This is a genomic window from Pseudomonas sp. PAMC 25886 (assembly GCF_000242655.1).
In the GTDB taxonomy this organism is placed as follows: Bacteria; Pseudomonadota; Gammaproteobacteria; order Pseudomonadales; family Pseudomonadaceae; genus Aquipseudomonas.
Genome location: NZ_AHHC01000006.1, coordinates 14,755 through 35,533, shown reverse-complemented (window position 1 = coordinate 35,533; position 20,779 = coordinate 14,755). Strand labels below are relative to the sequence as shown.

The following is a 20,779-nucleotide window of genomic DNA, read 5'->3' as shown; positions in this document are numbered from 1 at the left end:
GTCAATCCACGAATTCGGGTTTCTGCTTGCTCATATGGGCCGCGATGGCCACGCGCAGGTCGTTGGATTGCAACATAGCTGAGTTCCAGGTGGCAACGTATTCCAGACCATCATTGATGCTGTGGTCACGCATGTAGCTGATCATCGCCTTGGTGCCGGTGACCGCGATCGGGGATTTGGCGGCGATTTCCCGGGCGATGTCCATCACGCCGGCCAGCAGGCTCTCGTGATCGCTGTACACCCGATTCACCAGGCCGATGCTGCGCGCCTCTTCTGCGCCGAACTGGCGGCCGGTGTAAGCCAGCTCACGGAGCATGCCGTCACCGACGATGCGCGGCAGGCGTTGCAGGGTGCCAACGTCGGCGGCCATGCCGATGTCGATTTCCTTGATGGAGAATTGCGCATCTTCGGCGGCGTAGCGCATGTCACAGGCGCTGATCAGGTCGATGGCACCGCCGATGCAGTAACCGTGGATCGCCGCGAGTACCGGCTTGCGGCAGTTGTCGACGGCGTTGAACGAGGCTTGCAGTTCGAGGATCTTGCGCCGCAGCAGGCGCGCGTTGCGGCCTACGTCCTTGCCGAATTCATTGGCCACCGAGGCCAGCATCATCAGGTCGATGCCGGAGGAGAAATGCTTGCCGGCGCCGCTGATGACCACCGCGCGTACGGCGTCGGTGTCTTCGACCCACTGGAAGATGTCGATGATCTCGGTCCAGAACGCCGCGTTCATGGCGTTGATCTTTTCCGGGCGGTTGAGCTGCACATGGGCGACGTTGCCGCTGAGTTCGACGACAAAGGCTTGGTATTCGGACATGGCAGTGATCCTTGACTGGCAGCTGGGATAAGGGCCGAACTATATCAAGGGTGTGTGACGGCGGGTAAGGCTGTGCATCGGCCAAAAACAGGACTGAAGAACAGTGAAGATCAACTGTGGGAGCTGGCTTGCCAGCTCCCACAATGGTTTTGTGGTGTTCTTCAGCTCGGCAGCCACAGCCGGAACCGTGCGCCGCCCAGTGGCGAGCCCTGGGCCGTCAATGTTCCGCCCTGGGCTTCAAGCGCCCGCCGACTGATGGCCAGTCCCAGCCCAAACCCACCGGTGGCCCGGTCACGGCTGCGATCCAGCCGGTAGAACGGCTCGAAAATCCGCTCCCGCTGGTCAACCGGAATGCCGATGCCGTCATCGTCCACCCAAATCTCGCAGCCCTTGGGGCACACCTTCACCCCCACCTGAATTCGTCGCTCGCAATACCGCATGGCGTTGCGCAGCAGGTTTTGCAGGGCCCGGGCGGTCAGGCGCGGGTCCAGGGTGAAGCGCTCCACGGCGCAGTCGAGCACCACATCCATGACGATATCGGGGTTTTCCAGTTCATCGTCGACGCTGCCGAGGATGCTGTCGATAAACTCATCCAGCACCACTTCCACCCGCTCAGGCGTCTGTGCCGGGTTTTGCAGGCGGCTGTAGGACAGCAACTCCAGCACCAGTTCGTCCAGTTCACGAATATGTGCCACCAGGCCTTGCAGGCGTTCGCGGCTGGCGGCCGGCAGGTCGTCGGAGAGCGCCAGGGCCAGGCCGAAATCCAGGCGCGTGAGTGGCGTGCGCAGTTCATGGGAGACCGCGTTGAGCAAGTCCCGTTGCTGGTTGAGCAGTTGCTCGATGTCATTGGCCATGGTGTCGAACACCGCCGCCAGGCTGCCGATGTTGGAGCTGGAGGGAATCTTCGTGCGGGCCGCAAGGTTGCCCTGGCCGAGTTGCGCCGCCGTGCTTTTCAGGCGTTCCAGGTCGCGCCAGTGGGGCCGTAGCCAGACCAGCAGACACGCCAGCAGCGCCGCGCCGATCAGCACGTTCATGCTCCAGTACAGCAGGTTCATGTCCAGCGGGTCCGGCGGTACCGAGACCTTGACCACCAACTGGTCGTCCAGGGGCGAGCTGACGTCGTCCGCCCAGCCCCACTCGCCCAGGCGAATCACCATCTGGTCTTTTTCCAGCAGGCGTTGTTCTTCCGGGGTGTAGCTGGCGTCCTGGATGCGCAGCAGTTGCACCTTGAGCGGCGCGAAATCCGCCGCCAGGCGCACGGTGACGTTGGCCCACTGCTCCATCGGCACCCGTTGGTACTCCTTGACGATCAGGCTCTGCATACCTCGGGACTGCTCGATGTTGTAGCTCATGTAACGGTGTTCAAACAGCTGGATCACCGCCCGCGGCACCAGGTAGATCGCGGCGGCGAAGGTGACGATGGTGATCAGGTACAGGCGAATCAGGACGCGAAACATGGCTCAGCATTCCCACTCGGAACGGCTGAACAGGTAGCCCTTGCCCCACACGGTCTTGATCTTGCGCGCTTCACCGGCGTGGTCGTCGAACTTGCGCCGCAGCTTGGAAATCGCCACGTCCACCGAGCGGTCGGTGCCGTTGAATTCGATACCCCGCAGGCGTTGCAGGATCTGGTCGCGGCTGAGCACTTCGCCGGCATGCCGGGCCAGCACCACCAGCAGGTTGTATTCACCGCTGGACAGCTCCACCGCCTGGTCGCGCCAGGTCACGGTGCGCTCCGACAGGTCGATGCACAGGTTGCCCATCAGGATCTGGTCGTTGGCCACCTGGGGTTCGGTGAGGCTGCTGCGGCGCAGCAGGGTCCGAACACGGGCGAGCAGCACCCGGGGCTCACAGGGTTTGGTGACGTAATCGTCGGCGCCCATTTCCAGGCCCAGCACCTGGTCGTGGCTGTCGTCACGAGCGGTGAGCATCAGGATCGGCAGCGTGGCCGAATCGGCCCGCAGCAACCTGCAGACTTGCAGGCCGTCGAGGCCCGGCAGCATCAGGTCGAGGATGACCAGGTCCGGTGGGTTGAGTCGCGCGCGCTCACGCACGTGGTCGCCCCGGCTGAGCACACTGACGTGGTAGCCGTTGCGTTCCAGATAACTGGCGATCAATTCGGAGAGCGCTGCGTCGTCTTCCACCAGGAGAATGTTGGGCATTAAGGGTGTTTCCAGATGATTCGTTTTCGAGTCGCACAGGTCATTGTGCTAGGTTCGGCAGCCATAAAGGATATACGCCCCCGCGCATCTGTGGGCTGCACCTTACATTTCTTCACACACCACCTACAGAGCTTCACAGCACTGTGGCGGGGGCGCCCGTAGGATGCGCCAGTCAATATTGGGATATGAGCATGTCGAAGAATCTGTTTGCGCCGTTTTGCCTGTTGGCCCTGACACTGGCGCTGAGCGCGTGTGGCAAGTCCGCGGACGAAGCCGCCGAGGCACCATTGGCCAAGGTGCGGATCGAAACCCTTGAAGCCAAGCCCCTGTCCATCACCAGCGAGCTGAGCGGGCGGATTGCCGCGCCGCGCATCGCCGAAGTGCGCGCCCGGGTGGCCGGCGTGGTGTTACAGCGGGTGTTTAAGGAAGGTCACGACGTGAAACAGGGCGATGTGCTGTTCCGGATTGACCCGGCGCCATTCAAGGCCGACCTCGACAGCGCCCAGGCCAGCCTGCGCAAAGCCGAGGCCAATGCGTTCCAGGCGCGCCTGCAGGAGCAGCGCTACAGCCAATTGGTGGAAGGCAACGCCATCAGCGGCCAGGAATACGACAATGCCCGCGCCGCCGCCCGGCAAACCGCCGCCGACGTGGCCGCCAACCAGGCCGCGGTGCAGCGCGCCAAATTGAACCTGGGTTATGCCACCGTCACCGCGCCGATTTCCGGGCGCATCGGCCGCGCGCTGGTGACCGAAGGTGCACTGGTGGGGCAGAACGAAGCCACGCCGATGGCGCTGATCCAGCAACTGGACCCGATCCACGCCGACCTGACCCAATCCACCCGCGAGCTGAATGACCTGCGCCGGGCCTTCCGCGCCGGCCACTTGAAGCAGGTCGGCCAGGACCAGGCCAAGGCCACGCTGATTCAGGATGACGGCAGCCTGTACCCGTTGCCGGGCAAGCTGCTGTTCGCCGAGATCAGCGTCGACCCGGGCACCGGGCAGATCATCTTGCGCAGCGAGTTCCCCAACCCGGACCTCGACCTGCTGCCCGGCAGCTTTATCCGCGTACGCCTGGAGCAAGCCGTCGACCAGCAAGGCATCAGCGTGCCGCAACGGGCGATCACCCGCGACAGTGCCGGGATTCCCATGGTGTTGCTGCTGGACGCCGAGCAAACCGTGACCCAGCAACCGGTGGAACTGGGTTCGGTGGTGAATGACCGCTGGGTCGTGACCAGCGGCCTCAAGGCCGGGGACCGTATCGTCGTCGAAGGCCTGCAACACGCCCGCCCGGGCGAGAAAGTCCAGGTTGACGACAGCACCGCGCCTCTCGCCCAGGCATCCGGCCAGTAACAAAGGGATAGTTCACAATGCCGCAGTTCTTTATTGACCGCCCGATCTTCGCCTGGGTGGTCGCCCTGTTTATCCTGCTGGCTGGCGCCCTCGCCATCCCGCAGTTGCCCGTGGCGCAATACCCCAACGTCGCGCCGCCGAAAGTCGAGATCTACGCGGTGTACCCGGGCGCCTCGGCGCAGACCCTGGACGAAAGTGTGGTCAGCCTGATCGAGCAGGAGCTTAACGGCGCCGATCACCTGCTGTATTTCGAGTCCCAGAGCAGCCTCGGTTCGGCCACCATTACTGCAACCTTCCAGCCGGGCACCGACCCGGAGATGGCCCAGGTGGACGTGCAAAACCGTCTCAAGGCGGTGGAGCCACGCCTGCCTCAGGCGGTGACCCAGCAGGGCCTGCAGGTGGAGAAAGTCTCCGCCGGCTTCCTGCTGCTGGTGACCCTGACCTCCAGCGACGGCAAGCTGGATGACGTGGCGCTCAGCGATTACCTGGCGCGCAACGTGATGAACGAACTCAAGCGCCTGGACGGTGTGGGCAAGGCCCAGCTATACGGCGCCGAGCGGGCGATGCGGATCTGGATCGACCCGCAGAAGCTGATCGGTTTCAACCTGACCCCGGCCGACGTCAATGCCGCCATCGCCGCGCAGAACGCCCAGGTGTCGGCTGGCAGCATCGGTGATTTGCCGGGCACCAAGACCCAGGAAATCACCGCGTCGATTCTGGTGAAAGGCCAGCTCTCGACGCCGGCCGAATTTGCCGACATCGTGCTCAAGGCCAATCCGGACGGTTCTACCGTGCGTGTCGGTGACGTGGCGCGGGTGGAAATCGGCAGCCAGGAATATCAGTTCTCCACCCGCCTGAACGGCAAGCCGTCCACCGCCGTCAGCGTGCAGCTGTCCCCCGGCGCCAACGCCTTGAGCACTGCGACCCTGGTGCGGGCGAAGATGGACGAACTGGCGCGCTACTTTCCGGCCAACGTCGAATACAAGATCCCGTACGACACTTCGCCGTTCGTGAAGGTCTCGATCACCAAGGTGGTGTACACCCTGGGCGAGGCGATGTTGCTGGTGTTTGCGGTGATGTTCCTGTTCCTGCAGAACATCCGCTACACGTTGATCCCGACGCTGGTGGTGCCGATCGCGTTGATGGGCACGTTTGCGACGATGCTGTTGCTGGGCTTCTCGATCAACGTGCTGACCATGTTCGGCATGGTGTTGGCCATCGGCATCCTGGTGGACGATGCGATTGTGGTGGTGGAGAACGTCGAGCGGATCATGGTCACCGAGGGCCTGTCGCCCAAGGAAGCCACGCGCAAAGCCATGGGCCAGATCACCGGGGCGATTGTCGGCATCACGCTGGTGCTGGTGGCGGTGTTCCTGCCGATGGCGTTCATGCCGGGTTCGGTGGGCGTGATCTACCAGCAGTTCTCGCTGTCGATGGCCACCTCGATCCTGTTCTCGGCGTTCCTTGCCCTGACCTTGACCCCGGCGCTGTGCGCCACCTTGCTCAAGCCGATTGCCAAGGGCGAGCACCATGAGAAAGGCGGGTTCTTCGGCTGGTTCAACCGGCGCTTCGAGCAGTTCACCGACCGCTATGAAGGCTGGGTGGCGTATGCCCTTAAGCGCAGCGGCCGCTACCTGCTGATCTACCTGGTGCTGGTGGTCGGGCTGGGCGTGTTGTTCAGTCGCCTGCCCTCCTCGTTCCTGCCGGTGGAAGACCAGGGTTACACCATCACCGATATCCAGCTGCCGCCGGGTGCGAGCAAGAACCGCACGGTCCAGGTGGCCGAGCAGATCGAGGCGCACAACGCCGGCGAGCCGGGCGTGGGCGATACCACGATGATCATGGGCTTCAGCTTCTCCGGTTCGGGGCAGAACGCGGCACTGGCGTTTACCACGCTCAAGGACTGGTCGGAGCGCAGCAGCCAGGATTCCGCCGCCGCCATTGCAGACCGTGCCAACGCCGCCTTCAGCGAGCTGAAGGACGCAATTGCCTATGCGATCCTGCCGCCGCCGGTAGATGGCCTGGGCACCTCCAGCGGTTTCGAGTTCCGCCTGCAAGACCGTGGCGGCGTCGGCCATGCCGCGCTGATGGAAGCCCGTACCGAACTGCTGGCCGCCGCCGAGAAAAGCCCGATCCTGGCCAACGTGCGTGAAAGCGCCCTGGCCGAGGCGCCTCAGGTGCAACTGGAAGTGGACCGCAAGCAAGCCAACGCCCTGGGCATTTCCTTTGCCGACATCGGCAATGTGCTGTCCTCGGCCATCGGGTCGGCCTATATCAATGACTTCCCCAACCAGGGCCGCATGCAGCGGGTGGTGGTGCAGGCCGAAGGCGATCAGCGCAGCCAGGTGGCCGACCTGATGAAGATCCATGTGCGCAACAACGCCGGGAAGATGGTGCCGCTGTCGGCCTTCGTTGAAGCGCGCTGGATCCAGGGCCCGGCCCAGTTGACCCGCTACAACGGTTACCCGGCCATCGCGATTTCCGGTGAGTCGGCGCCCGGCCACAGCACCGGCGAGGCAATGGAGGAGATCCAGCGGCTGGTCAGCCAACTGCCCGCCGGCCTGGGCCAGGAGTGGACCGGCCTGTCGTTGCAGGAGCGTTTGTCCGGTTCCCAGGCGCCGCTATTGCTCGGCTTGTCGCTGCTGATCGTGTTCCTGTGCCTGGCGGCGCTGTACGAGAGCTGGTCGATTCCAACCTCGGTGTTGCTGGTGGTGCCGCTTGGCGTGCTCGGTGCGGTGTTGGCCGTGAGTTTGCGCGGGATGCCCAACGATGTGTTCTTCAAGGTCGGCCTGATTACGATTATTGGCCTGTCGGCGAAGAACGCGATCCTGATCATCGAGTTTGCCAAGGACCTGTATGACCAGGGCGAAGACCTGATCGATGCAACGCTCAAGGCGGCACGCCTGCGTCTGCGGCCGATCATCATGACGTCCCTGGCGTTTATCCTCGGCGTGGTGCCGTTGGCGATTGCCACGGGTGCCAGCTCGGCCAGCCAGCAGGCCATCGGCACCGGGGTGATCGGCGGGATGATTACCGCGACGCTGGCGGTGGTGTTTGTGCCGGTGTTCTTCGTGGTGGTGATGAAGCTGGTGAAGAAGCGCCACAAAGACAGCTGAACAAAGGACTCAGGTGGGCTAAGGTAATGCAAACCCTGGCCCATCGAGTTCCCATGCCCTTCCTCGCCCGCACCCACCCTCGCCTGTCCTGCGCCGCCGTCCTGGGCCTGGCGGTGGGCCTCCTGGCTCCGGCCGATACACTCATCAGCAAAATCCTCATCGGCTGGAATGCCGGGGTCTGGACCTACCTGGTGCTGATGCTGTGGCTCACCAGCCATTCCCGCGCCGACGACGTAAAGCGTATCGCCGAGATCGAAGACGAGAACGCCAGCCTGGTGCTGTTCATGGTGTGCATTGCGGCGATTGCCAGCCTGGCGACCATTACCTTTGAACTGGTGGGCAGCAAGGACCTGAGCAGTACCGAGCGCCTGTTGCACTACGGGTTTACCGGCCTGACGGTGATCGGTTCATGGCTGCTGATCGGGGTGATTTTCAGCGTGCATTACGCGCGCCTGTATTACACCTGGGACGGCCCCGAGCCGGCGCTGCGCTTTGCCGAGGATTTGCGCACACCCAATTACTGGGACTTTCTGTACTTCTCGTTCACCATCGGTGTGGCGGTGCAAACCGCGGACGTCGGCGTGGCCACCCGCGGCCTGCGCAAGGTGGTGCTGGGGCAATCGTTGATCGGCTTCCTGTTCAACACCGCGATCCTGGGGTTCTCGATCAACATCGCCGCCGGGTTGTTCGGTTGAGGCTGCACAAACCTTCTAGACGCCACCCGGCGCTGCGGCGCTAACTGGCGACAACCTATTCGTTATCGGTGCGTTATGACCGCCCACAACTGGATCGACCTGGCTCAAGACGCCGACACCGGCATCGAGACCCTGCGCGCGCATTTCGAGGGCCACGCCTACGACCCGCACTGGCACGACAGTTTCCTGGTGGGCGTTACCGAGCAAGGCGTGCAGCAATTCAACTGTCGCCGGGCCCGCCATCACAGCACACCCGGGCAAGTGTTTTTGTTGGAACCGGGCGAAATCCATGACGGCGACGCCCCCACCGTCGAGGGTTTCACCTACCGCATGCTGTACCTCGATCCGCATTGGCTCGAGCGCGAAGTGTCGGCCGTGTTCGAGGAAGCGCCGCTCAACAGTCAACTGAACGTTGCCAACACGCTGACCACTGATCCACGCCTGGCACAGGCCACCAGCCTCGCCTTCCATAGCCTGCACCACGGCGAACTGCGTATCGTGCGCCAAAGCGCCCTCGACCAACTGCTGGAGCGCCTCACCGGCCAGTTGCAGTGGCGCCAGCGCTATCGCGAAGACCCACGCTTGCCGCTGGTGGCCCACAAGGCCCGGGAATACCTGCACGCCCACCTGCATCAGGACATCGGCATGGACGAACTGGCACTGGCCACCGGTGTCGACCGCTTCCGCCTGACCCGCGCCTTCAAAAGCGCGTTCGGATTGCCGCCTCACGCTTACCTGGTACAACTGCGTCTGGCCCGAGCCCGACATTTGCTGGCCAGGGGTGAACAGCCAGCCGACGTAGCGACAAGCCTGGGATTTTCCGACCAAAGCCATCTGGGCCGCTGGTTCGTGCGAGCCTATGGCCTCACACCGGCTACGTACCGCAAGCGCTGCTCAAATCTTCCAGACAGATAACCACGCCCTTGTGAAGATCGACGCCATTGATCTGCTCATTGGAGTCGCGTTGTCATGTTCCCTACCCTGCTGCCATTTCTGTTGTTCGCCTTTGTCGCCTCCATCACCCCCGGCCCCACCAACATCCTGGTGCTGAGCAACAGTGCCCGCTATGGCCTCAAGGCTGCCTTGCCGATCATTCTCGGGGCCTGTACGGGGGCGGCGGGAATCGTGTTGGTGGTTGGCTCGGGGTTCGGCCAAACCCTGGCACAACTGCCCAAGGTGCAGGCCACCCTTCAATGGGCCGGCATCCTTTGGCTGAGCTACCTGTCGTGGAAAATATTCAGCGCTCCGACCGAGACCATCGACCCTGGCGTCACGCAACAGCGCCTGGGTCTGACGGGCGCCGCCAGCCTGCAATTGCTCAACCCCAAGACCTGGATGATGGCGTTGGCTGTCGTCAGTGTCTTTGCCGGCAACGGGAGCGATCGTCAGAGTCACGTGGTGTACCTGTCCCTGGCCTTCTTTATTGTTTCCCTGCCCTGCCTGGGTGTGTGGGCATTGCTGGGGGCCGGCTCGGGTCGCGTGTTTCGCTCGGCAAAGGCGATGCAGTGCTTTAACCGCTGCATGGCCTTGTTGTTATTCGGTTCAACCTGGCTGAGTGCGTGGATGTAACTGACGGTGCCGGCTGAAATCTACCACTCGTCGGCACTGTCATTTCTCACAGCTATCCGCCGGCTTCTTCCGGGTGTTTGATTTTCCTGGCCAGCGCGCCCCGATAACGGCGCGACTTTCCTCGCCAGGAGAACGCCCATGTCCAGCTCCCCCGCCGATCGCGACGACAGTAACCTGCCCGTCCCGTCGTCCTGCACCGACCTGATTGTCACCCCCTCCACCACGGATCCCGTGGGGACCACCGCCGAAGACCTCGATCCCGCGCCCTTCGTGGCCAATGCGGTCATTTTCCCACCCGGTGACCTGGCAGACATCGGGCTGGGCATACGTCATATCGAACACCTACTGTTCATCACGTTTTGGCCCTGGGCCGCGATCGGTTCGGGCGATTTCTTCGAGTACTACATGGGCGATACACGTTTCGCCAAGGCCGAGGATGAAATTCGCATCGGCGAGGAGACGCAACGCCTTCACCACCTGGCGATCCCCCGTGAGCACGTGCCCTTGGGGGATGTCTACCCCTGCTACGGTCGAGTCGTGCGCCCCACCGGCCGGGAAAGCACCTCGGTCCCCCTGACGATCTTCATCAAGGACACCCGGCCCGGCGGCGCCGACATGGACCCGGACCTGCCCTATCACTCGGCCCTGATCCTGCACCTGCCCGCCGACCTGCAAGGGCCCGGTGCCGTGCTGGATGCCGCCCGGGCCAGTCTGGGGGTGCTGTGTACCATTGAGCGCTATCCGAACATTTTCTTCGAGGACGTCATCGAGCTGTACTGGAACGGCCGCCTGGTGACACTGACGCTGGATGCCGATCATGTGGCCGGGCGCAAGCCCATCGAGGTATTGGTGCCGGGATCGATCGTGGTGGCCGCCGGCAGCGGGCTGGTGACGATTCGTTTCCGGGCACACGACAAGGTGCTCAACTATTCCGGCGAGCTGCAGCAGTGGTCCCAAGCCGTGCATCTGGAAACCGACCTGGACCCCAACCTGCTGGAGCGTCCGTATTTTCTGCTGGATGGCGCGGACATCGCCGACGTCAATTTCGACACCCAGAGCGCGGGCCCGTTCGAGGTGGAAGTGACTGTGCCCACCCGGCTTCCCAATGGCACCACGACCCCCGCAGGCACTCAGATTCACGTAACGTTGAGCGGCATTCGGGCTGACGGTTCGACGTTGGTAGAGACACTGCCACCCTTCGCGGCCCGGCTGGGTCGCTCCGCGTTTACCGACGTGAACAAAGACTTTATCAAACAACTGATCAACGGCACGCTGCAAATCAGCTATGAGCTGCGTACGGCGGCAGGCGACTTCCTGGGCACCTCACGCCGGTTGACGGTCACCGTATTTGGTACCGAATCCAGCATGCCGGCAGTGGACATCCGCGAGGCGGAAAGCGGCTTGGTCGACCCCGCCCGGCCCTACATTACCGTGGACTTTCCGGCGTACATCCCTTACGGCGAAGACTATCCCGTGACCCTGCGCATGGAGGCCACGCGGCCCGGCGGCAGCGTGGAAGTCTATGAACAAACCCTGCTGGCGGGCGCTCCGCCACCACCGACACGTTTTCGGATTGTGAACAACAGCGACTTCCAACGCTTTGTCGGCTTAGGCGATGTTCGGGTGTTTTACCTGGTGGAGGACGGCGTGGTCAGCCCGCCGGGCCGCCGCTCCGACGACCTGCTCGTGCAATTTGGTCCGCGGGTGGCCACGCTGCCCAAACCCGATATGAACGGGCTCGACCTGCTCGACAACCTTGACCCCGACACGGTGATCGGCCAGGTGATTGTCACCCTGCCCGATACCGGCACACGGGACGGCGACGTCCTTGTCTGGCGCTTGTTGGGCAGTGCCGTCGGCGGCTCCACGGGGGGCAGCATCGAACTCAATCCCAGCACCGCAGGCAGTCCCGTTTCATTCCCGGTGGACAAGACCTTTATCGACGCCAACCGCGATGGCGAGATGCGCCTGAGCTATTCCCGGGAACGGGCAGGCGCCGAACCCCTGCGCTCCGAGGTGCGGGTCATCACCGTGGGGGCATCGCTGGGTGACCTGATCCGGCCCGAAATAAAAGAAGCCTCTCGCTCGCCTGACCAATTGACACCCGAAGCGGTGACGGCCGGCGCAACCCTCGTCGTGAGCTTCCCGCAGATGCTCCCCACCGACCGCATCCGCGCCACCTGGAGCGGCATTTCGGGTATCGGCACCTGGAGTGAAACCAAGGACGGCAACACCCGCAAGAGTGTCGAGTACACCGTGCCGGCCGAAGTGGTCGGGGTCAATATTGCCGCCGGCGGACGGGACATCAACGTGCAGTACTTCCTGATCCGGGGCGGTACCCGGGAGATGCCGTCACGCATCCTCACAGTGCGCCTGCTGCCTCTGATCACCACGCCGACTCCGACCATCGAAGGGTTCGGCACGTCGATGCTGGACGTCTCGCGACTGGTCGGCCACGAACGCACGGCGATCAACGTCTGGCACTTTATCCATCGCGCCCAACGGATTTGGCTGGAATATTCCGGCCAACTCGCGGCGGGCGGGAATTACGTCGAGTCGACCTACACGGCCGACCTGGTGAACGCCAGCGCCGAGACCAACGGCATCCTGGCACCGACGCCGGTGGTTAATCTGCGCAGGCTCAGGGACGGTTCCGACTTGTGGATCAGGGCCTGGGTCAGCTTTGAGCGCAGCACCAACAAGGCCAACGCGGTGCTGTTCCGGGAGCGTCACTACGTCATCCAGGCGTTTCCCAGCTCGCTGCCCCATCCGTTTATCGGCGGCGCTTCGGGCACCGGGCCGAGCGTGACGGTGGAGCCCCTGGCGCTCGAAAATACGGCCCAGGTGAGCGTGAAATACGACGGCATGCGCAGCACCGACAAGATCACCCTGCGCTGGATCTATGCGGATGCCAACGTGTACAGCGCCGAGCTGAATGGCAATGACAGCGGCACGCGGGTGTTCACCATCGGCAATACGGTACTGGCCCGCAGTGTCAACAGCACGGTGCTGTTGAATTACTCGGTGGTGCGCGTCGGGGTGACTGACCCTGTTCCTTCTGCGACGCAGACGGTACGGGTCAACACGATTTCTGCCGCGAGCTTGGATAATCCGCGGATCAACAACGTGGCCAACAACGGGACGCTGGATATCAGCGGCCTGACAACGGCCAGTCGGCTGACCGTTGCACCCTGGAAGTTGCAGTATTCGGGGATGAAGCTCTGGATGACATTCCAGTGTCCTGGGGCTTCGCCGGCGACTTATGTCGCCTGGGCCGCTCAGCCCCATAACTCGACGTCAGGGCTTGACGTGGCACTGCCGCAAGCCTGGCTGAACTGGCTGAAAACCTGCCCGAACGGGGCGCAGTTGTCGATCGAGTTCAAAGTGGGGTATGCCAATAACAGCACCGAGGCGCAGGCGGTGAGTTTTCCGGTGACGCGGTATACCGTGATGAAGCAAATCGTGATTGTAGAGCACACCAACTTCGATGATCGAACCTCGAATGGCTGGGTCCAGACAAACTCCGTCCTCCCTGGTTATCGTTCTTATAACGGAGGTCTATTCTGGGAGCTTAAATCGAACCGCGAAAGAGATCTAACAGTATCTAAAACCTTCTCGACTTCTCAGCTACCTCCAGGACAGTACGAACTCGCCATCGAATTTCTCACCAATGGGCCTGCGAATCTGCGAGCGGGTCCTGAATCACCGTACGACATTGACATACCGTTACCTGACACTGGTGCCTGGATGCAAAAAATCAGTGTCGCCTTTAGCCGAAAAGACACCAGAAGTTTCTCAATTACGTTTTCCGCGCACATTCCCGGATATAACGTCACCTTGGGTCTTAACGATATAAAAATAAGCACAACGTAGAGGTGTTGAAAGATCGGCAACCAAGAACCGGCAGAAGGGGCAGTTCTATTTAGCAATAGACTGTCCCTCTTTTCAGGTTCCCTGTACCTGATACCAACCACTCGTCGGCACTGTCATTTCTCACAGCTATCCGCCGGTTTCCTCCGGGTGTTTGATTTTCCTTGCCTCGCGTGCTTTCGCATCGGCGCGCGCCCTTTCTGCAAGGAGAACATCCATGTCCAGCTCTCCCATTGATCACGACAGCAGCGACCGGCCTGAACGTCCGCCCGCCGACGCCTCCCTGAGCGTTTTACCGCCCTCCACCAACACCGACGCGAATGGGACCACGGCAGTAGATCTTACACCGCCGCCCTATGCGAGCCGTGCAATCCTGTCTGTCGTGGGGGCGGACCGGGGATTGAACATCGCCCATATCGAAAATGGGTTGATCATCAATTTTGAACGATGGATTAACCTCAATGTGGATGATGTGTTTGAGTACTACATGGGCGATACACGGTTTCCCAAGGCCGAGGACCAAATTCGCCCGGGCCAGGAAACACAGGTGCGCTACCAATTGGCAATTCCGTATGAGGAGGTGCCCACCGGTTTCGTTTTTCCCTGCTTCGGACGTGTAGTCAGAGCATTGGGCGGCGCTGAAAGCACTTCGGTGGAGCAAACATTCTTCATCAAAGACACGCGCCCCGGTGGGGACGATACAGACCCAGGACTGCCTTACCATTCCGAATTGAAACTGCACTTGCCCCCTGATCTGCAGGGCCCGGACGCGGTACTGGAGCCCGACCGGGCGAGTTCGGGCTTGCTGTTCCCCATTGACCGCTACCCCAACATCCGCGTGCGCGACACCCTCGAGCTGGAGTACGGCAACCAGACGGTCCTGCTTCAGATTGACGCAGACCAGGCCGAGGGGCGAACCCCCATTGAGGTATTCGTATCGGAAAGGATCATTGAGCGCGCCGGCAGCGGACTGATCGCGATCCGCTTACGGGTCTACGACGAAGTGGACAACGTTTCCGGAAAAATTCGGCAGTGGTCGCAAACCTCTCACCTGAAAGCCGATCTGGACACCACCCTGTTGGAACGGCCCTACTTCCTCGTAGAACGCGTCGACACGACTGACGTCAATTTCGATACTCAAGGGGAGAAAACATTTGAACTCGAGGTGGTAGTACCGTCTGTGCTGCCCAACGGCACCCGCACTCCCGCAGGCGCCCAAATCGTCGCAACGCTGAACGCCATCCAGTTCGACGGCTCACCGCTGGTGGAAACACTGCCGCCGTTCCCGGCAGTGCTCAACCGCTCGGCGTTTACCGTCGTGCGCAATGACATCATCAAACAGCTGATCAATGGCTCGATGCTGATCACCTATGAGGTGCAATTCCCGCTGGGCACCGTCCTGGGTACCTCCCGTGGGTTGACGGTCACGGTCTTTGGTACCCAGGCGAATATGCCGGCCGTGACGATCAGGGAGGCCGAGGTCGGTTTGATCGACCCGGCGGCCCCCTACATTACCGTGGACTTCCCGGAGTACACGCCCTATAGCCCCAACTTCCCCGTGACCCTGCGCATGGAGGCCATACGACCCGGTGGCGGCGTAGAGTTTTATGAGCAGACCCTGCTGGCCGGCGCGCCACCGCCCCCTACGCGGTTTCGGATTGTGCCCAACAGTGAGTTCCAACGCTTTGTCGGCCTCGGCCATGTCCGGGTATTTTATCGGGTGGACGACGGCAGGATCGGGCCGACGGAGATCGATGCGTTGACGATTCGCGACTCTGAAGACCTGTTTGTGCAGTTCGGTGATCGTGTGGAGATCATGCCACGGCCGTTGATGCAAGGCGTCGACCTTGATGACAACCTTGACCCCAATGATGTAATTGGCCAGGCGATTGTCACCCTGCCGTATGTCAACACGCTCCCCGGGGACACGCTTGTGTGGCGATGGCAGGGCAGCGCTGGCGGCCCCGAGAGTTCTACCGGGGGCAGCATTCTGTTGAATGAGGCTTCAGCAGGCGCCGCGGTTGCCTTCACGGTGGACAAGTCCTATGTCGACGCTAACCTGGATCACGAGATCCGCCTGAGCTACTCACTCGTCAGGCCTGGCGCCGAGCCACTGCGTTCTGAAGTGCTGGTGGTCACCGTCGGCCGGCCCCTGGGCGACCTGCTGCCACCCACCGTGCGTGAAGCAGACCCGGACCTTGACCAACTGATGCCGGAACGCGTGACAGCGGGCGCGACCATTGTCGTGTACTTCCCGCAAATGCTCCCCACTGACCGGATTCGTGCCGAATGGAATGGCCTGGCGTTTATTGGCAGCCACAGCGAGACCAAAGACGGGAGTGCCGACATGCGTGTCGAGTTCCGGGTACCGCCCGAGGTGATCGGAGCCAATATTCATCCGGCTGGCCGGAATATCACGGTGCAGTATTTCCTGCTGCGGCGCACCCGGGAAATACCGTCGCAGCCCCTCGTCCTGCATCTGCTACCTCTCATTGATACACCCACTCCCACCATCGAGGGCGTGGGCGACAACCCGATACTCGAAACATTCCGCCTGGCGGGCAACGAGCGTACGGTCATCGACCGCTGGGACTTCAGCCAAAGGGACCAGCGGATGTGGATGGACTACGAAGGCGAATATGCCGATGGTCGGCGCTATTATGAACAAACCTATAGTGCAGAGCTCGTCACCGCAGCAGGTGAAACCCAAGGCGTCAGCCCTCCTACGCCGGTCAATGAACTGCGCCGGCTAAGGGACGGTTCGCAGTTGACCACTCGATTCTGGGTCAGTTTTGATCGCGGCCAATTCAAGTCCGAGGCCCTGATGTTCAGGGAGCGCCATTACTATATTCAGACACTGCCCAGTATCTTGCCGCACCCAGTGCTCCAGGGCGCCTCGGGCACGGGCCCGAACGTAACGGTCGAACCGCTGGCGGTCGAAAATAACGTGAGAGTCACGGTGCGCTATGACGATATGCGCAGCGACGACCTGATCACCTTGAAGTGGGTCTATCAGGACGCTACGGTGCATCGCATCACGTTGAGTGGCCTGGCCACGGGAACCCGGGTGTTCCCCATCGACAACAAGATCATGGCCCTCAGTATCAACAGCACCATCCAACTGAGTTACTCCGTCGTGCGCACCGGTATTCCAGGCGCCACACCCTCCCATGTGCAGACAGTCAGGGTCGGCACGATCACCTCTTTGCCTCGTCCGTTGATCCACAATGTGCCGCACACCTCGATCCTGGATGTACCTACCCTGCCGGGGTCGGCACTGCTGACGGTGGCGCAATGGCCCTATGTGTATACCGGAATGAACCTCTGGCTGACGCTCCATTGTCCAGGAGCCAGCCCCGCTACGTTGGTGATATGGGCTGCTCACCCCCACAACGCGGCAGCCGGGGTCAGTATTCCCGCCCCTCTGGACTGGCTGGCTACTTGCCCGAATGGCGAGCAGGTTTCGATTCAATTCAAAGTGGGGTATGTCACCCACGCCACCGAGGCTCAAGCAATCAGCGCCCCGGTTACCCTTTATACCGTGCGCAATACCGTGTTGGCGCTCGCCATTACGGGTGCGGCGGATGCCGTCGGCAACCTCATTGCCAACGGTGGGTCCGCAGCAACGAGCACCGTGACGCTCACCGGCACCGCCAGTCCCGTCCCTCAGAGTCCGTTCGATATCTATGACGGCGACTTACTGATCACCAGCGTGCCTGCCGGTCAATCACCCTGGTCTGTGGTGGTGACGGGGGTTGCGCTGGGAGAGCGTCGCTATACGGCACGGGGGCGCCAAGGTAACCCGCGGCCGACTTCCAACCTGTGGCGTTTCAACAATCTGTCCGTGGTGACGCCTACCATCACCGTCCGTGACTCCAGGGGCGAAGTCCCGCATCAGGGCACCACCACCAACACCTCCGTCACCGTCAGCGGCAAGGCGACGCCTGGTTTGCAGGTGCGGTTGTGGGAAGGCGGTGCACCCATAAGCGGACCATTGACCGTAAGCCCCGGCGGAGACTGGAGCTACGTGATGAGTGGCTTGACCACACGAACCTACTCGGTTCACGTCAAAGCGCTGTATGCCAATGTGGAGTCGAATACACGGACCTTTACCGTGGGTGCGGCGACACCGCCGTTGACCATCGACCAAACCAACATGCACCTCAATGGCTATGCCATCGTGGCACAAGGCTGGGTCAGGAATGCTCAGGACTATCCCGGCAATGCACAAACGCGCACACCCACCGGCGGTGTGCTGCCTTATACCTACAGTTCAAGAAACTCGGGTATTGCGTCGGTGACCCAAGCCGGGAAAGTCACGGGGAACCGCAATGGCAGCACCACAATTGATGTTCGAGACAACCTGGGCAGTACGGTGTCCTACAACGTCAGCGTGAGTAACGTGTGGCACTTGCGGGTGAGAAACGCCGAGTCTGACTACAACGGCGCAATCGCCTGGCGCAACTCCCTGCCGGGCGCGATAGCCATGGGAGCGAGCGCGCTCAGCCACATGTCAACCGTCTACGGGACGGTTCAAAGCTTCCCGCTCAATCAGTATGGTTACTGGTGCTGCCTGGAGGGCGGTTGTGGAGGTTTTCTACCAGAAGGCATCATGTATTACGGCCGCGACTCGGCGCGGGTCTGGTGCCGGTTGAGATCATATGCCTATTCGGCATTTTGCCTTCAGCCTTGACTGTCGTGAGTTAGGGTAAACACAAGGCAGGTTCATCGCATTGATGAATCTGCCTTTTTTATGGCGAAAAAAGGGAAGCTGAAGCTTCCCATTTTAATGAACCAGTGCCTTAGAAATCGTAACGCACCCCTACGTTGACACCCCACGGCTGATCAACCTTCTTGCCTTGGGCGTGTTCCAGATCCGCGTGCAGCTTGACGTTTTTCGAGACCGACATCGCCACACCCGCCGCCACTTCGATGCGCGAACCAAACACATCGTTGTTGAAACTGTGGCCGTTCACCCGCACCTGGTTGCTGTGGTTGAACTCATGTGCCACCGCGGTACGCAGGTAAGGTTGCAGCACCCCACCGCTCTCCAGCTGGATGTTCTTGCCGCCCGTCACACCCAACTTGCCGACCACCGAAGCGGAACGGTCGCCCTTGGCGTGCAAGCCATTGTCCAGTTCATAGCTTTGCGCCTGGATGATGGTGGCGCTCAGTTGCGAGTACGGCTCGACAAAGTAGCCGTCATCGAGCTTGATATGCCGACCGACTTCCGCGGATGCGCCCACGGCGTTTTGCGCATAGTTGCCCTTGGCGCGCTTGCCGTCGCTCATGGTCACCTTGACGTCGTTGTGCAGGCGGTTGAGCTTGACCACACCGTCGAAGTACAGGCCGCTTTCGTCGTCGAGCCACGTGGCGTAACCCCCCAGGTAGTAGCTGTTGACCTTACCGCTGCCAGACGCATTGAGGCTGATGTCGGACGTGCTGTGACCGGCCATGACACCGGCCATCCACTGGCCGTCACCGCTGGACAGGGGGGCATCGGCACCGAGGGTCAGGCCACGCTGGTTTTGGGTGTAGCCGCCCCCGTCCCGTTTGCCGGCCACTTCATACTTGTTGCCGTAACCACGCATCCAGAAACCGTTGCTCTGGCCGTCGCTGAAACGCACTTCACCCATACGGGTACGCAGCAGGGACATCTCGCCGTAGAGCACGGTGGGTGCAGTGTTGAACAACCCAAGGACCGCTTTGGTGCTGTTACTGGTGCCACGGCGGCTAGGGTCCAGGTACCAGTCGGTGTCCTGCTTTTGCAGGCCATAGGAATAGGTCCCGACATCCACCGTATCACCCACCAGGGAGAACTGCGCATCACCGCCTTCGGTGTGCACCACCATGATCGGAGTGGCAGCGGCCAGGTCCGAGCCCGTCGCCGCCAGCAACAGGCTGTGATTACCCGTGGCGGTGCCGTTGACGTTCAGCAGATCGGTCTGGCCGTTGGAAAAGTCGGTGTGCATGGCAAAGGTGCCATCGCCCGACAGGCTGTTGACATCCAGTTGGTAGAACTCATCCGGGCCGCCAAAGTTAACGGTACCCCCGCCCATGATCAGGTCGCCGACCTCACTGTCAGCCACCAGCATCCAATGGGACGCCGAGTTGACGCTCAGCTCGGCCACGTTCTTCAACTGGCCGGTCAGCCAGGAGCCGTTGTTGAGTTGCAGCTTGGCGGTGCTGCCGCCTTCGACCACCACGTCGCCCACCAGGGAGCTGCGGTCGACGTTCATGTTGGCCGTTGAGCCGCCCATCACTTCCAGAATATTGCCGTTGCCGCTAATCAAGTTCGACCCATTGCGTACCTGGATATCCGCGTCAGTGCTGGAACCCGCGTCTCCACTCACCAGCAACGCAGCGCCGTTTCTACCCTCGACACTGGAGCCGTTCAATACCAGGCTGCTGGTGTTCAAGTCGGAGGATTCGTAGTGCAGTCGTACACCGTTCTCACCTCCCACGATTTGACTGCTGACCGCGGAGGCGTCCGCCCCCAACAGAAGGATGCCTGTCCCCGTATCGTCGGTAGCAACAACCTGGGAGTTGGTAAAATTCAACTGGCTGAATGCCGAGGCAATCGCGCCGAGGGTAGAGCCGCTGACCGAGCTGCCGACAATGTTCATGGTCGAGCCATCGGACGTCAGAAAGTTACGCCCTGCACTGATACCCAGGCCATTTCTGTTGATGATCGTACTGTCGCGAATATCGGCATTGCTGCTGGTCAAGTGCATCGCATAGGCAGCATTTGCCCGAGCTTCGACCGTTGCGCCGGTCAGATTGATTTGCGAGCCGGAGGAAGCCTGGATGTCTTGCGCTTGTGTTCCCTCGTTCAATGTCATCCGCGAGCCCACTACCTGGGACTGGCGCAACGTCGCGCCATTCGAGATCAAATGGGAGTCTTCCGAAAGAACCCAGTTATCGATGATATAGCCTGGACCAATAGTGCGCTCTTCGCCCCCGACCAACCCGCTCCGGGCCTCAGCGACTGACGCCCCCAGCATGAGCAAACCCATTGCAGGTGCTTGCAGCGCCACCGTCAGCGGATGTTTTTTAAAAAATAAGTTGATGTTCATTCTGCGTGCATACCCGTAAAGAACCTTCCCAAAGGGAACGAATTGACCGGCACCAAGAGAGAGGGGCAGGCCTTCAGGAGCAGCAGATTAGGGAGAGAAGGAGAACGAATATGTAGGACTTATCCGAA

The 20,779-nt window shown here is 61.5% G+C and carries 11 protein-coding genes; 7 read left to right on the top strand and 4 right to left on the bottom strand.

The window, feature by feature from the left end:
* Position 1: 1 nt before the first annotated feature.
* The 3 genes from MUM_RS0100185 to MUM_RS0100175 form a co-directional block, all read right to left on the bottom strand.
* Positions 2 to 814 (bottom strand): crotonase/enoyl-CoA hydratase family protein, encoded by an 813-nt coding sequence (locus tag MUM_RS0100185; protein WP_010165577.1) that lies wholly within the window; start codon positions 812 to 814, stop codon positions 2 to 4.
* A 161-nt stretch (positions 815 to 975) separates the two neighbouring features.
* Positions 976 to 2,271 carry an ATP-binding protein gene (locus tag MUM_RS0100180; protein ID WP_010165574.1) on the bottom strand — a complete coding sequence of 432 codons (1,296 nt, stop codon included), beginning with the start codon at positions 2,269 to 2,271 and terminating at the stop codon, positions 976 to 978.
* A 3-nt stretch (positions 2,272 to 2,274) separates the two neighbouring features.
* Positions 2,275 to 2,976 (bottom strand): response regulator transcription factor, encoded by a 702-nt coding sequence (locus MUM_RS0100175; protein ID WP_010165572.1) that lies wholly within the window; start codon positions 2,974 to 2,976, stop codon positions 2,275 to 2,277.
* 191 nt (positions 2,977 to 3,167) lie between these two features.
* Here MUM_RS0100175 and MUM_RS0100170 point away from each other — a divergent pair, with 191 nt between their 5' ends.
* From MUM_RS0100170 to MUM_RS01000000132350, 7 genes are all read left to right on the top strand, one after another.
* On the top strand, positions 3,168 to 4,325 hold the full coding sequence (locus MUM_RS0100170) for an efflux RND transporter periplasmic adaptor subunit (protein WP_029615712.1): 1,158 nt from the start codon (positions 3,168 to 3,170) through the stop codon (positions 4,323 to 4,325).
* A 17-nt stretch (positions 4,326 to 4,342) separates the two neighbouring features.
* Positions 4,343 to 7,441: an efflux RND transporter permease subunit gene (locus MUM_RS0100165; RefSeq protein ID WP_010165570.1), complete on the top strand. Its 3,099-nt coding sequence runs from the start codon at positions 4,343 to 4,345 to the stop codon at positions 7,439 to 7,441.
* A gap of 53 nt (positions 7,442 to 7,494) precedes the next feature.
* A complete protein-coding gene (locus tag MUM_RS0100160) occupies positions 7,495 to 8,136 on the top strand; it encodes a DUF1345 domain-containing protein (RefSeq protein ID WP_010165569.1) in 642 nt (213 codons plus the stop codon).
* Positions 8,137 to 8,211: 75 nt separating this feature from the next.
* Positions 8,212 to 9,051 carry an AraC family transcriptional regulator gene (locus tag MUM_RS0100155; RefSeq protein ID WP_010165568.1) on the top strand — a complete coding sequence of 280 codons (840 nt, stop codon included), beginning with the start codon at positions 8,212 to 8,214 and terminating at the stop codon, positions 9,049 to 9,051.
* Positions 9,052 to 9,105: 54 nt separating this feature from the next.
* Positions 9,106 to 9,705, top strand: a complete 600-nt coding sequence (locus MUM_RS0100150) for a LysE family translocator (protein ID WP_010165567.1) — start codon at positions 9,106 to 9,108, stop codon at positions 9,703 to 9,705.
* A gap of 138 nt (positions 9,706 to 9,843) precedes the next feature.
* Positions 9,844 to 13,578 carry a hypothetical protein gene (locus tag MUM_RS01000000132355; protein ID WP_010165566.1) on the top strand — a complete coding sequence of 1,245 codons (3,735 nt, stop codon included), beginning with the start codon at positions 9,844 to 9,846 and terminating at the stop codon, positions 13,576 to 13,578.
* 214 nt (positions 13,579 to 13,792) lie between these two features.
* On the top strand, positions 13,793 to 18,268 hold the full coding sequence (locus tag MUM_RS01000000132350; RefSeq protein ID WP_141629457.1) for an Ig-like domain-containing protein: 4,476 nt from the start codon (positions 13,793 to 13,795) through the stop codon (positions 18,266 to 18,268).
* A gap of 109 nt (positions 18,269 to 18,377) precedes the next feature.
* Here MUM_RS01000000132350 and MUM_RS0100135 read toward each other — a convergent pair whose 3' ends face one another.
* Positions 18,378 to 20,651 carry an autotransporter outer membrane beta-barrel domain-containing protein gene (locus MUM_RS0100135; protein ID WP_010165562.1) on the bottom strand — a complete coding sequence of 758 codons (2,274 nt, stop codon included), beginning with the start codon at positions 20,649 to 20,651 and terminating at the stop codon, positions 18,378 to 18,380.
* Positions 20,652 to 20,779 lie beyond the last annotated feature (128 nt).

Coding starts and splice junctions, on each gene's coding strand:
- MUM_RS0100135 (WP_010165562.1), bottom strand. CDS start 20,651: ATGAACATCAACTTATTTTTTAAAAAACATCCGCTGACGGTGGCGCTG.
- MUM_RS0100180 (WP_010165574.1), bottom strand. CDS start 2,271: ATGTTTCGCGTCCTGATTCGCCTGTACCTGATCACCATCGTCACCTTC.
- MUM_RS0100150 (WP_010165567.1), top strand. CDS start 9,106: ATGTTCCCTACCCTGCTGCCATTTCTGTTGTTCGCCTTTGTCGCCTCC.
- MUM_RS0100165 (WP_010165570.1), top strand. CDS start 4,343: ATGCCGCAGTTCTTTATTGACCGCCCGATCTTCGCCTGGGTGGTCGCC.
- MUM_RS01000000132350 (WP_141629457.1), top strand. CDS start 13,793: ATGTCCAGCTCTCCCATTGATCACGACAGCAGCGACCGGCCTGAACGT.
- MUM_RS01000000132355 (WP_010165566.1), top strand. CDS start 9,844: ATGTCCAGCTCCCCCGCCGATCGCGACGACAGTAACCTGCCCGTCCCG.
- MUM_RS0100170 (WP_029615712.1), top strand. CDS start 3,168: ATGTCGAAGAATCTGTTTGCGCCGTTTTGCCTGTTGGCCCTGACACTG.
- MUM_RS0100160 (WP_010165569.1), top strand. CDS start 7,495: ATGCCCTTCCTCGCCCGCACCCACCCTCGCCTGTCCTGCGCCGCCGTC.
- MUM_RS0100175 (WP_010165572.1), bottom strand. CDS start 2,976: ATGCCCAACATTCTCCTGGTGGAAGACGACGCAGCGCTCTCCGAATTG.
- MUM_RS0100185 (WP_010165577.1), bottom strand. CDS start 814: ATGTCCGAATACCAAGCCTTTGTCGTCGAACTCAGCGGCAACGTCGCC.
- MUM_RS0100155 (WP_010165568.1), top strand. CDS start 8,212: ATGACCGCCCACAACTGGATCGACCTGGCTCAAGACGCCGACACCGGC.